Raw genomic sequence first — 13,297 nt, 5'->3', positions numbered from 1 at the left:
AAACCCAACTCAAAACCCTATATAACGGGTACTTAGCGAGTTTCATTAGAGCCTGTTTGTCCCCTTTTCCTACCTCTCTTCAAAAAGGTTTTCCATTCAAACAGGAAAATTCTCACATTTGTTCCTACACTCCAAATCACACCCTTTCACCGAGTGTTTGAACAAGGAAAGTCAATAAAATGCCGCAAAAAAGACTGATTAACGTGTCTGGTATGCCACCTCCGCACCACTGTCAATTCATTGACAAAGCAAAGTAAAGGAACACTCCTTACGTCACTACTCCGCACATTTCCTTCATGTGGACCGTTTCATTTGGATGAAAAAAGTTGCGTTTTACCCAGAGTCGTCATTGTTCGCCGTGCCCGGATAAGTAGCCGAACAGAAAGCCTGGAGTGCAATGAGGGATGTTTTTATGCGAGAGAAGTCGTCAGTCGATAGCCTGTTTCTGACCCGCGCCGGTTTTGTTGAGTTCTTTGTTGTTTTCGTCAAATTGATCCACGGTCTGACGGCCATTTTGCCGCCGTTGGTGCTGGTGCTTTTTATCGACCCGATGGACCCTGAGATGCGCTCCCACTTTCTCGGGCTGCTGCTGTTTTTCGCGATCATGACCATCATCCTGTTTCACGCCATGGGCATCTATTCCGAAGAGCTGTTCAGCAACCGCCTGCGCCTGCGTACGAAAACCGTGGCCTGGTCCGCAGCCTTTTGCATCCTGCTGTTCATGTACCAGATCCTGCAGTTTTTCCCGCAGCTGACGCCGCGCAACATGGTGGTTTGGTACATCGCAAGCCTGGGGCTGTTGTGCGTCGAGCGCCTGTTCATGCTGCGCCTGTACCGCAACTTGATGCGCAAGGGCAAATACCTGCAACGCACGGTGATTCTGGGTTTCACCGACACTGCCGTGCACGTCGCCGACCACCTGCAACGCAATGGTGATATCCGCTCCGGCCTGATCGGTTTTATCGACGACCGTACCGAACGCATTCCCAAGGAATTGAGCAACCTGCCCCTGCTGGGCAACACCCGCGACCTGGAAACACTGATCCGCGCCGAGCAGGTTAACCAAGTGATGATCTGCCTGCCCTGGGCCGCCGAGCAGCGTATTCATGGGCTGGTCAATCGCCTGCGGCAAATGTCGGTGAACGTGATGCTGGTGCCCGACATGGCCGCCCTGCGCTACGGCCACAGCAAGATCACCGATGTGGGCGGCATCCTGATGTTCAACACCTCGCAGCTGCCGTTGCGCGGCTGGTCGCCGGTGATCAAGCGCTTTGAAGATTTGCTGTTGGCAAGTTTCGCACTGGTGGCGCTTTCCCCGGTGATGCTGGCGACGGCGATTGCCATCAAGCTCGATTCCAAAGGCCCGGTGCTGTTTCGCCAGAACCGTTACGGCTACAACGACAATGAAATTCGCGTGTTCAAGTTTCGCTCGATGTTCACCGACCAGAGCGACTTTACCGCCGAGCAACAGACCACCCGCAAAGACCCGCGCATCACCCGCGTGGGCCGCATCATCCGCAAGACCAGCATCGACGAGCTGCCGCAGCTGTTCAACGTGCTGCTGGGCAACATGTCGATGGTCGGCCCGCGCCCCCACGCCACGGCCACCAAGGCAGCGGGCATTGCGTTTGAAGTGGCGGTGAGCGAGTACAGCTCGCGGCATCGGGTCAAGCCGGGCATCACCGGCTGGGCGCAAATCAATGGTTATCGGGGTGAGACCGACACCCTGTTCAAGATCCAGAAACGTGTCGAGTACGACCTGGAGTACATCTCCAAGTGGTCGGTGTGGTTTGACTTGTACATCGTCTTCATGACGGTCCCGGCCGTCCTTTCCACCAAGGAAGTCTATTGATGAATACCCTCAACGGATTAATTCCCTGCATTATTTCCGGTGGTTCGGGCACGCGGCTGTGGCCAGTGTCCCGGCAAAACATGCCCAAGCCCTTCATGCGCATGCGTGACGGTCAGAGCCTGCTGCAGAAAACCTTCCAGCGCGCCGCCAAACTGCCGGGTGTGGAAAGCGTGCTCACGGTGACCAACCGCGACCTGCTGTTTCGCACCCTCGACGACTACCGAGGGGTCAACAAAGCCCACCTGCCCCTGGACCTGCTACTCGAACCGTTTGGGCGCAACACGGCGGCGGCCATCGCAGTGGCGGCCTTGCATGTACAGGAACATTTTGGCCACGAGGCCCAGTTGCTGGTGATGCCCGCCGACCATTTGATCCTCAACGAAGTCGCGTTTGCCGAGGCCGTCACCCAGGCCCGGGACCTCGCTGAAGCGGGCTACCTGGTGACCTTCGGTATCCAGCCGGACCACCCGGAAACCGGTTTTGGCTACATCGAGCAAGGTGAAAAACTGAGCCACGGCAACCGGGTCAAACGCTTTGTAGAGAAACCCGACCTGGCCACCGCCCAGGCCTACCTCGACGGCGGTAAACACCTGTGGAACGCCGGCATGTTCTGCTTCAAGGCCAGTACCCTGGTCGACGAACTCGCCGCCCACGCGCCCGACGTGCTGACCGCCGCCAAGGCCGCGCTGGAACACAGCCAGAGCCTGCAAAACAAAACCTCACGCCAGCGTGAACTGGACTCAGAGGCGTTCGGCAGCGCGCCGGACATTTCCATCGACGTGGCGCTGATGGAGAAATCCCAACAAGTCGCCGTGGTGCCCTGCGACATCGGCTGGAGCGACATCGGTTCCTGGGAAGCCCTGCGCCAGCTCACGCCGAGTGATGCCCATGGCAACCAGGTCAATGGCGAAGCGATTTTGCATGACGTGCACAACTGCTATATCGACTCGCCCAAACGCGTGCTCGGCGCCGTGGGCGTGCGTGACCTGATCATCGTCGACACCCCCGATGCCCTGCTGATCGCCGACGCCCACCGCAGCCAGGATGTGCGCTACATCGTCGCCGAGCTCAAGCGCCAGAACCATCCGGCGTTCAGCCTGCACCGCACCGTCACCCGGCCGTGGGGCACTTACACGGTGCTGGAGGAAAGCACTCGCTTCAAAATCAAGCGCATCGTGGTCAAGCCGCAAGCGTCGCTGTCGCTGCAAATGCACCATCACCGCAGCGAACACTGGGTGGTAGTCAGCGGGGCCGCGCAGATCACCAATGGCGAGCGCGAATTTTTGATCAACGCCAACGAGTCCACCTACATTCCGGCCGGGCACAAACACCGCCTGACCAACCCCGGCATCATCGACCTGGTGATGATCGAGGTGCAGAGCGGCGAGTACCTGGGCGAAGACGATATCGTGCGTTTTGACGACATCTACGGGCGTGCGCCTGCAGAAGTGAAAAAATGACATGCGCACCTCGTTGATCATCCCGACCCGCAACGCGTCCAGCCACCTGGCGCGACTGCTGCCTGCGCTGCAGATGCAGACGCTGCAACCGGACGAAACGCTGGTGGTCGACAGCGCTTCGAGCGATGACACCGTGGCGCGCTTTCGCGAATTCGGCGCCCGGGTCGAAGTGATCGACGCCCGCGACTTCAACCACGGCGGCACGCGACGCTGGGCCAGCGAACAGGTGAGCGGCGACGCCCTGATCGTGATGACCCAGGACGCGATCCCCGCCGACGCCGAAACCTTCGCCAACCTGCTTGACGAATTGCAGCAAGACCCGCTCAACGGCGTGGCCTACGGCCGCCAACTGCCGCACCCCGGCGCCGGCGTGCTGGGCGCGCAGTCACGGCACTTCAATTACCCGGACCAGAGCCGCAGCAAAAGCCTGGCCGATGCGCCGCAGTTGGGGATCAAGACCTGCTTCAGTTCCGACTCGTTTTCGGTGTACCGGCGCAGCGCGTTGCAGGCCGTGGGTGGTTTCCCAGCCGATGTCATCGGCAGTGAAGACGCCTACGTCGCCGCACGCCTGCTGATCGACGGCTATAAGGTGCGCTACGCCGCCTCGGCGCGGGTGTACCACTCCCACGATTACCGACTCATGGATGAGTTTCACCGCTACTTCGACATTGGCGTGTTCTACGGTCGCGAGCCGTGGATCCGCGAAGCCTTTGGCGATGCCGGCGGTGAAGGTAAACGCTATGTACTGGCTGAGCTCGCGGCATTGCGCGCAGCCGGTGCATTGCACCGCGTACCCGAAGTCCTGGTGCGCAGCGCGTTCAAGTTGCTCGGCTACCGGCTGGGCCATCTGGAACGCCGGCTCCCACTCGCCCTCAAGCGGCGCATCAGCATGTTCCCCGGTTATTGGAGGTGAGCAGCATGACCAACAGGAAGTCCCCCTTTATGAAAAAAACCGTGCTCATCCTGGCCATGATGGCCTTGGCCGCCTGCAATACACCGGCACGCATCGTCCGACCGGACGGCCAGGCCGTCGAGGACGGCAAGCGCGCCCTCGACCAGCTGGCGCAGTTGCCACCAGCCGTGGAGCGTATCCGCGTCGGCGACCAGCTGCGCATCGTGCGCGATGCAGGGGAGATGCCGACGCTGTCGGCGTTCAACGTCAGCACCATCTATGAGCTGACGCTGTACACGGTGCAAACCGACGGCAAGATCAACTACCCGTTCCTGGGGCCGATTCAGGTCGCGGGGCGCCCGCCCTCGGAGCTGGCGACCGAGCTGAGCAACAAGCTCGCACCGGTCTACCGCGAGCCACGGGTGACGGTGAACATCAACCAGGCACCGGGTAACTCCGTGATCGTCGGCGGCGCGGTGAATAACCCGACGGCGGTGCAGATCGGCACGGCCAATACCCTGGAGCAAGCCATTGTCGGCGCCGGCGGGGTCAACCCTTCGGGTGATGCAAGCATGGTTGCGCTGTTGCGCGAAGATGCCCAGGGCGTGTACCGCGCTTACTTCCTGGACTTCAGCCAGTACCTCAAACCCGGCCCCAACGGACGCAAAGCCGTGCGCCTGCAACGCGGCGACGTGGTGTTCGTGCCCAAATCCAATGTCGGCGAGCGCATTCAGGGAGTGGATACCTACTTGAACCAATTGATCCCGTTCACCAAATCCATTGGGGTTGGCTACAACTACACCAAAACCAGCGGCGGCAATAACTAAAGGAGCGACATCCCATGATCGAGATCCGTTCTTTTCGTGATCTTCTGCGCCTGTTCTACATCTTCCGGCACGAGTTCAAGCTGGCGGCCGTCGCGGCGCTTGTGATTATTCTGCTGGGGGCCTTTTTATTGCCGGCCAAGTACGAGTCCACCGCGCGCCTGCTGGTGAAGCCGGGGCGTGATTCGACGCTGCCGATCGAGATCAGCAACCGCCAGGCGCTGGTCATGCCCAGCACCCAGCGTGACCCGATTGTCGACGAGGAACGCCTGCTGACCGGTCGTCCGATCGTGCGCTCGGTGGCTGAGCACTACCTGGAAGTAATCGACAACGCGCCGCCGCCGGAAGGGTTCTGGAAGCGCACCAAGTACTACATCAAGGCCGGCGTCGGCAGCGTGTTCGATGGCATCCGCGTGGTGCTCGAAACCGTGGGTATCGTCGAAAAAACCACGCCGGTGGAGCGCCTCGCCGCCAGCCTGGAAAAGAACTTTGAAGTGAGCCACGCCGTGGGCTCGACGGTTATGGACATCAGCTTCAAATGGGGCGACCCGGAAATTGCCCAGGCGGTGGTCAAGGACTGGGTCGAGACTTATGTCGCCGAACGCACCCAGGCCTTGGGCCGCAAGAGCCTGTACGCGTTCTATGAAGGCCAGGTGAATACCAGCGCCAACGAGATCCAGAGCTACAAGCAACAGATCCTCACGCGCCTTAATGAGATCGGCGCGGCGAGCATCACCGACCGCCTGGAAGACTTGTCCGAGCGCATCAACGTGCTGCGCGGCGAGACCTTCAATACCACCCGCTTGATCGCCTCTTCCGACAGCGCCATCGCGAGCACCCGCACTCAGCTCAAGACCCAGCCCAAGGAAGTGACCACGGTCCGCCAGATCGCCTTGAACCCCCAGCAGCAGGATCTGCGTCGCCTGCTTAACCAGAAGCTGCTGGAAAAGGCCGACATGATGCGCACCTACACCGACAACGCGCCGCCCGTCAAAGCGCTGGATGCGTCGATCCGTGCGATGCAGGCCCATGTCGCCAGTGAAAGCAATACCGTGCAAAGCTCGGAAAACCGCGCGCCGAACACCCTGGAAATCCACTTGCAGCGCGTGCTGCTGGATGAGTCGAGCAACAACCTGGCCCTGCGCACCCAGCTGGTTCAACAGCAACAACAACTGGTTAACCTGGAAGCCCAACGCAAGCAGGCCCTGGAAGTCGAACCGGAGCTGGCCCGCCTTTCCCGCGAGCTGGGCGCCACCGAGCGCAACTACGCGCTGTACGTGGACAACCTGGAAAAATCGCGCATCGACCGTGAGCTGGATAACAGCCAGATCAGCAACATCGCCGTGATCGAAGAAGCCACCCTCAACCCGGGCCGCATCTTCCCCAAAACCCTGGTGATGCTGGTGCTGGCGATCCCGTTTGCCATCGTCGTCGGCTTGCTGGTGATCTACCTGTGCTACTTGCTCGACCAGCGCATTCACGATGGCGGGTTGGTGGAACGCAAGTTCGGCCTGCCGCTGTGGACCACCTTGCCGGAGCTGGACACCAGCACCGCGCAGGGCACCAACGCGTTCAATGCGAGCATCTACCGGCTGTACAGCCTGCTGCAGCCTAACCGCATTGCCGAGCAGGGCCTGACCCTCGGGTTGACTTCGGCGCGCCATGGCGAGGGTGTGACGTTCGTGGTGGAACAGCTGCGCCTGTTGCTGCAGGAAAACGGCGTGAATGTGCGCGTCGGCGGCCTGGCCACCGCCGAGCCCGGCGAAGTGGTGCTGCTGGATGCTTCGGCGTTGCTGGATAACCGTGATGCGTTCATCACCCTGCGCCGCGCCGACCTGATCGGCCTGGTGGTGGAAGCGCAGCACAGCACGGTGCCGGTGGTGGAACATGCGCTGTCAATCCTCAACACCGCGTTTGGCAAAGTGGACGGCATCATCATCAACCGGCGCAAATTCGAAGTGCCGGCCAAGGTGCTCAAGACCATCGCCAAATACCGGGGGGCGTTCTGATGCGCATCGCCCTGCTCGCCCCTTTGCCGCCGGAGAAAAACGGGATCGCCGACTACGCGAACCATTTCAAGTCGGCACTGGAGCAAGTGGGCGTGACGGTGGCAACACCGTTGACTGGCGTTGAAGGCAACAGCGTGGCAATCAAACAGGCCATCAGCGGCTTTGACTGGCAGAGCGTGGACCTGGTCCACGCCGAGCTGGGCGGCGGGCGACTCGGGGAGTTTTTGGCCCTGCGCGAATTGCGCAAGGCTTACCCCAACCTGCCGTTGACCGCCACCGTGCATGACCCGGAACGTATGGTGTGGCGGCGCGAACACCTGCCGTTTCCGCTGAACCTGCTCGAACGTTTGCCCAGCCCATTGCCGCAGGCAGCCGTCGTGCTGGCCGACCCGCTGACGTTGCGCGAAGAACGCCACGTCGCCAAGAGCCTGACGCGGCTGATCACCCTCACCCGCCTTGGCGCTGATTGCCTGACCCAGCGCATGCAGCTTCCAACGGGCAAAGTGGCCGTGATCAACCACGCCAACCTTGCGATTGCGTCGGCACCCTTGCCGCCGCTGGACACCCTGCACCTGCTGTATTTCGGTTTTATCTACCGTGGCAAAGGCATTGAAGACCTGTTGCAGGCCCTGGCCGCCGTCTTCAAACAAGCCCCCGAATTGCGTGACCGTGTGCGCTTGACCCTGGCCGGGGGCACTGCCCCTGAAATGGCGTTTGGCGCGGGCGGTAATTACCTGGAAGACCTCAAAGGCCAAATCGCCAACCTCGGCCTGGATGGCAACATCGACTGGCGGCTGAACCTGCCGGCCGACGACATTGCCCAGACGATCCAGGCGCACCATGTGATGGTGCTGCCGTATCGTGAATCGAAAAAACTCGGTTTGCTGGGGCGCCAGCGCGGCACCAGTGGCGCCCTGTCCTGGGCTACCGCGTGCGGTCGCGGCGCGATTACCTCCAATGCGCGGGCGTTTGCCGAAGAGGTCGCCAGCGGCAACGGCGCGATCTACCCCGAAGGCGACGTGAACGCATTGAGCGAGCAACTGTTGCGCCTGGCACGCACGCCCTCATTGGCCCGGGATTGGGCCGAACGCGCCGGTGAAATTGGCCGTGAACGCCTGTGGCCGCTGACTGCGCAAAAATTCAAGCAGCTCTTTGAGCAGGCGATTGCAGGAGCTCCTTATGGCGCGTAAACGCACCTACATTGCCACTCTCGCGGTGGTCGCCGCCCTGGGCCTGACCGCGTTTCTGTGGGGCCGCCAGGCCGACGCCGAGAACCATGTGCTCAAGGGCAACAAGGTCGTGGTGTGGAAGGATTTCCTCGGAGTGAACGCGCAGTTCATGTGGTTCAGCCCCACGCTGTATCAAAAGCAGATCGACAAACTCAAAGCGCTGGGCCTTGAGTGGGTACGCCTGGATTTGCACTGGGACCAGCTGGAGCCTGTGCAGGGCCAATACCAGATCGCAACCCTGGATCAGTTGGTCGGCAACTTGCAAACCAATCAGCTCAAATCCGTTTTCTATCTGGTGGGTTCGGCGCCGTTCGCCACCACTGCGCCGGCGGGAGCGCCGTATCAGGATCAGTACCCACCGCAAGACCCGAACCTGTTCGCAAACCGCATGGCGTTGTTGTCTCAGCGCTACCCCAGCGTGGATGCGTGGCAGGTGTGGAACGAACCCAATTTGCTCGGCTTCTGGCGCCCGGTAGCCGACCCCGCCGGTTTCGCAACCCTGTTGACCGCCACCGCCAATGCCTTGCGCGCGGTGAACCCGAGCAAGCCGGTGGTGGCGGCGGGCATGGCGTTTTTCAGTGAAATGCCCAACGGCCAGACCATGTTCGATGCGTTGGGCGCCCTCGGCGTGGCCAGCCTCAACACCACGATTTCCTACCACCCCTACACCCAATTGCCCGAAGGCAATGACCCGGCCAACCTCGACTTTATCGCCAAGACCACCGCGCTCAACCAGGCGCTGCGCAACGCCGGTGTGCAAACGCTGTGGAGCACCGAGTGGGGCTGGTCAACCTACCCCGGGCCCAAAGACGCTCAGGACATCATCACTCAGCAAAGCCAGGCCGATTACATCGTGCGCCGCGTGGCGCTGATGAGCGCGATGGATTACGACAAGATCTTCCTGTTCACCTTGAGCGACCTCGACCAGCGCGCCAGCGTGCGTGACCAGTCCTACGGCTTGCTCGATATCGACGCCAACCCCAAGCCGTCCTACACCGCGCTGAAGAATTTCCTCGACGTCAGCGGCCCGCAACTCACACCCGGCGACCCGCCCACCGCCGACCAATTGCCCGACGGCCTGTTCAGCATCGGCTGGACCCGCGCAGACGGCCACAAGCTGTGGTTTTTCTGGTCGGCCCAGGGCGGTAACGCGCATTTGCCTTCCCTTGCCAGCGCCACCCTGTACGACCCGCTGCGCGGCACGCAAACACCGGTGAGCGGCACCAACGGCTTGACTGTGCCGGTCAAGCCGAACCTGCAAATTCTGCTATGGGATTAGAGCCCGCCATGCGCATTTTATGGATCCTGCCCTATTCGCCCTGGCCTGCCACCAGCGGCGGCAAGACGCGCCAGTTCCATTTGCTGCGCAGCCTCGCCGCACGTGGGCACCGCATCACCTTGCTGCTGCATGACAAACACCCGGTGTCGCTGACCGATCGCCAGGTGCTGGAAGCTTTTCTCGAACACTTGATCATCCTGCCACGCCGCCCGCTGCGCAGCCTGAAAACCCTGGTGGCCGGGCTGTTTGCGCCCTACCCGCTGCTGGCCAGCGTGAATGGCCTGTCGGGCGGGTTGCAAGACACCTTCAACAGGTTGCTCAACGAGCAGTGGGACGTGGTGCAAATCGAGCACACTTACACGTTCCAGCCGTATGAAGATGCCCTGGCACGCAAGTCCCAGCCTTTTGTGCTGACCGAACATAACGTTGAATCGGCGCTGGGCGCCGCGACTTACGACCGTCTGCCGCGCTGGGCACTGCCGTTTATTCGCTACGATCAGTGGCGCTACAGCCGCTGGGAACACCGCGTGATGCGCCAGGCCACGCAGGTGGTCGCGGTGACCGACAGTGACGCCCAGGTGCTGGAAAAGATCGCCGGCAAACCGGTGTCGGTGGTGGTCAATGGCGTGGATTGCGATCACTTCGCCGCTGCCCACCCAGACCCCTCGACTCGCCGCGTGCTGTTTCTGGGCAACTATGAATACGCGCCCAACGTGGACGCCATCGAGTGGGCCCTGGATGAAATTCTGCCCAAGGTCTGGGAGCGCTGCCCCGATGCGCGCATGAGCGTGTGCGGGTTTGGCATGCCGGGCAGTTGGCGCGAGCGCTGGAAAGACCCGCGCATCGAATGGCAAGGCTTTGTACCGAACCTGCTGACCCTGCAATCGAGCTGCTCGGTATTCCTCGCGCCGTTGCGTCACGGCGGCGGCTCTAAACTCAAAGTGTTGGAAGCCCTGGCCGCCGGCCTGCCACTGGCGAGTACCGAGCAAGGCGTCTCTGGCCTGGACCTGGTCGAGGGCCTGGACTATCTGGGCGGCCAAAGCGCCTCCAGCCTGGCGGACGCCGTGGTGCGCCTGCTGCAATTTCCCGAAGCTGCCGCGCCCATGGGCGAAGCGGGCCGCGCCTATGTGCGGCGCGCCCATGACTGGAGCGTCGCCGCCAGCCAGCTGGAACAGGTGTACGCGACGCTGGCACCGCTCAATCAGAAGGAGCCCGCATGCGTGTAGGCCTGGATTACCGCACCGTCGGCACCTCGCCGCATTCGGGGATCAGCCGCCAGGTGTACGCCCTCGAAGATGCCCTGCGCGGCTTGCCGGGCATCGAGCTTGAGCGTTTTACCGTGGCGCCGCTGGGCGATGAAACCCGTCTGCAGGCGCACTGCCCGGCCTGGGGTTGCGCGAAAACGGCCATGCATCAACCGCAGAATCGCCTGCGCTTTGAGGCCGGTTTTTTGCCACACGCGTTGCGTGAGCAGCACATCGACCTCTACATCAGCACCTTCAATATGGGCCTGCCGCTGCCCCCCAAACCCAAAGGGTTGCGCACCGTTGTGCTGTTGCATGATTTGTTTCAGATCACCTTGAACAACTACCACGCCAACCGCCTGAAAGCGCTGGTCTACAAGACCAGCGATCGCTTGTCGATTGCCTGGGCGGTGCACAGCGCCGACCGCGTGTGGACACCTTCGCAATACAGCGCTGATGAAACCGTGCGGCTGTTTCCCAAAGCCGCGGGCAAGGTTCGCGTGCTGCCCAATCAGGTCGACGGTTTTGTCGGGCTGGCAGCAGACCTCACGGCGCGCCAGTTGCCCGAGCGTTACTGGTTGCTGGTAGGCACCCGGGAATTGCGCAAGAACATACCGTTCCTGGTGGACGCCTGGCAGCAGGCGCGGCTTCAGTCGCCTGATGTGCCGGAGTTGGTGCTGGTCGGCAGCCTTGAGCATTTGCCCGAGGCCCAGCGCAACCTGCCGGGCATTCGCGCACTGAGTGGGGTGTCGGACGCCGAGCTGCACGGGCTGTACCGTCAGGCATTACGCCTGTGGCAGCCGTCCTATGCCGAAGGGTTTGGCTTGCCGGTGATCGAAGCGTTAAGCGTCGGCACCCCGGTTGCAGTCGCCAGCGGCACCTCGCTGGACGAAATCACCCCACCACCGGCACCGCGTTTTTCACCCACCGATGGCCCGGCATTGGTTAAGTTGATGCTGGGGTTGGGTGAGCGCAGCGCTGAAGAATCCGCCGAACATTGCCGGCAGTGGGCGGAACGCTTTAACAGACACGCCTATCGCCAGCGCCTGGCAGAACTGATCGAGGAATTGACATGAGATTTTCCCTGGCCAGCCTCGTTGCCGTCCTCTTCGGCCTGTTGTTTGGTGCTCTGGCCTTGTTGCTGTCACCGGCCAAGGCCTTTTTGGCCGTGATCGGCCTTGCCGGCGCAGTAACCATCCTGCGCTTTCCATTCTGGGGTTTGTTGCTGTTCGCGCTGGTCGCCACCTTCATGCCCTACTCGACCGTCAACCTGGGCATTCGCAGTACCGTGAGCGAGGCCATTCTGGCGCTGACCTGGGGCGCAGTGCTGTGGCACCACTTCCTCGCACGCCTGCCGGATGCGCCGCGCCTGGCACGCCGACCCACCGACCAGATGCTGCTGTGGCTGATGCTGTTCAGTGTGTTCCCGTTTATCGTCGGCCAGGTGACTATTCACGCCGACACCAGCGGCGTGGCCAACTGGCTGCGTTGGCTGTTGAGCCTGTCGGCCGTGTTCCTTGGCGCTAAATTGCTGACTGACTACAAGCACCGCGAATCCCTGGTGATCGCCCTGTTGCTGGGCACCCTGGCGATGCTGGTGCTGTCGATCGCCGTGTTTGTGCGCACGCGCTCCGGGGCGGGCATTGCGCCGATTCTGGCGGTGTTCAATTACGGCAACTTCGACATGCTTAAATTCAGCCTTGAGGCGATGTCCTCGCGCATGGGTTCGCCGTGGATGCACCCGAATGCCATCGGCGGGATCATGGCGTTGCTGCTGCCGTTGGCATTTTGCTTTGGTATGACCGAGCAAGGCTGGAAACGCGCGCTGGGCCTGGGCGTGGCGTGCCTCGGCGCGGCCGCGTTGCTGTTGGCCAGTAGCCGTGGTGCGATGGTCAGCCTGGCACTGGTGCTGATGTGGATGGCCACGCGCCGCGTGCCGTATACCGGGCGTTTGCTGATGATCGGCGCGGCGCTGACCGTAGCGCTGGTGATGGCTTATCCACCGTTGCAGGACCGGCTGGCGACAATTTTCTCGTCGAGTAACGCCAGTACCGAAGTGCGTTTTGATGAGTACCGCATGTTCCCGCAGGCCGTGGCCGCCTACCCGTTCGGCATCGGTTTCAAAGTCGACCCGCCGGTGCCGGGCACGCAGCTGCTGGGGATTTCCAACCTGTGGCTGAACTTCATCTACAAAACCGGGATCGTCGGCATGCTGTTGTTTGTGGCCGTGACGGTACGCTGGTGGCGCGAGGCGCGCCCGGAGAAAGGCCCGATCCGCCTGACCAAGGACAACGCCTTGTGGCTGGGCAGCACCGCCGGGATTCTCGCGGCGCTGGTCAGTGGGTTGTTTGACCACTACTTCAGCTTTGCCGTAGTGATGGTCGCGCTGTTCTGGCTGATGGTGGGCATTAATGTGCTCGAGGCGCGGCGGCTGTTTCCGGCGCGCCTGCCTCACGTCAAGGCGGTGGTTTTTCGCAAGCCGATCTTTGACGGCGCGCGGCCTTAGTC

At 61.7% G+C, this 13,297-nt stretch carries 10 protein-coding genes; all 10 read left to right on the top strand.

From position 1 onward, the window contains the following. Positions 1 to 412: 412 nt before the first annotated feature. The 10 genes from BFW87_RS21530 to BFW87_RS21485 are packed head-to-tail and all read left to right on the top strand — an operon-like array spanning position 413 to position 13,295. A complete protein-coding gene (locus BFW87_RS21530; RefSeq protein ID WP_078741732.1) occupies positions 413 to 1,852 on the top strand; it encodes an undecaprenyl-phosphate glucose phosphotransferase in 1,440 nt (479 codons plus the stop codon). Beyond that, a complete protein-coding gene (locus tag BFW87_RS21525) occupies positions 1,852 to 3,312 on the top strand; it encodes a mannose-1-phosphate guanylyltransferase/mannose-6-phosphate isomerase (protein WP_078741731.1) in 1,461 nt (486 codons plus the stop codon). Before BFW87_RS21530 ends, BFW87_RS21525 begins: the two co-directional genes overlap by 1 nt. A gap of 1 nt (position 3,313) precedes the next feature. Beyond that, positions 3,314 to 4,225 (top strand): glycosyltransferase family 2 protein, encoded by a 912-nt coding sequence (locus BFW87_RS21520; protein ID WP_078741730.1) that lies wholly within the window; start codon positions 3,314 to 3,316, stop codon positions 4,223 to 4,225. Positions 4,226 to 4,254: 29 nt separating this feature from the next. After that, the gene (locus tag BFW87_RS21515) at positions 4,255 to 5,031 is read left to right on the top strand and encodes a polysaccharide biosynthesis/export family protein (protein ID WP_078741729.1); all 777 of its coding nucleotides are present in this window, start codon (positions 4,255 to 4,257) and stop codon (positions 5,029 to 5,031) included. A gap of 14 nt (positions 5,032 to 5,045) precedes the next feature. Continuing rightward, on the top strand, positions 5,046 to 7,037 hold the full coding sequence (locus BFW87_RS21510) for a GumC family protein (RefSeq protein ID WP_078741728.1): 1,992 nt from the start codon (positions 5,046 to 5,048) through the stop codon (positions 7,035 to 7,037). Next, positions 7,037 to 8,227: a glycosyltransferase gene (locus BFW87_RS21505; protein ID WP_078741727.1), complete on the top strand. Its 1,191-nt coding sequence runs from the start codon at positions 7,037 to 7,039 to the stop codon at positions 8,225 to 8,227. The genes BFW87_RS21510 and BFW87_RS21505 overlap by 1 nt, the downstream gene beginning before the upstream one ends. Next, positions 8,217 to 9,545, top strand: coding sequence for a GH39 family glycosyl hydrolase (locus BFW87_RS21500; protein WP_078741726.1), 1,329 nt, complete (start codon positions 8,217 to 8,219; stop codon positions 9,543 to 9,545). Before BFW87_RS21505 ends, BFW87_RS21500 begins: the two co-directional genes overlap by 11 nt. Positions 9,546 to 9,553: 8 nt before the next feature. After that, the gene (locus tag BFW87_RS21495) at positions 9,554 to 10,771 is read left to right on the top strand and encodes a glycosyltransferase family 4 protein (RefSeq protein ID WP_078741725.1); all 1,218 of its coding nucleotides are present in this window, start codon (positions 9,554 to 9,556) and stop codon (positions 10,769 to 10,771) included. Beyond that, entirely contained in the window at positions 10,762 to 11,865 is a 1,104-nt protein-coding gene (locus tag BFW87_RS21490; protein WP_078741724.1) for a glycosyltransferase family 4 protein, read from the top strand. Before BFW87_RS21495 ends, BFW87_RS21490 begins: the two co-directional genes overlap by 10 nt. Then, positions 11,862 to 13,295, top strand: coding sequence for an O-antigen ligase family protein (locus BFW87_RS21485; protein ID WP_078741723.1), 1,434 nt, complete (start codon positions 11,862 to 11,864; stop codon positions 13,293 to 13,295). The genes BFW87_RS21490 and BFW87_RS21485 overlap by 4 nt, the downstream gene beginning before the upstream one ends. The last annotated feature ends 2 nt before the right edge of the window (positions 13,296 to 13,297 follow it).

Source organism: Pseudomonas fluorescens, assembly GCF_002022275.1.
GTDB classification, from domain to species: Bacteria; Pseudomonadota; Gammaproteobacteria; order Pseudomonadales; family Pseudomonadaceae; genus Aquipseudomonas; species Aquipseudomonas fluorescens_AJ.
The sequence above is the reverse complement of the archived record's forward strand: the minus strand, read 5'-3'. Positions and strand labels throughout refer to the sequence as shown.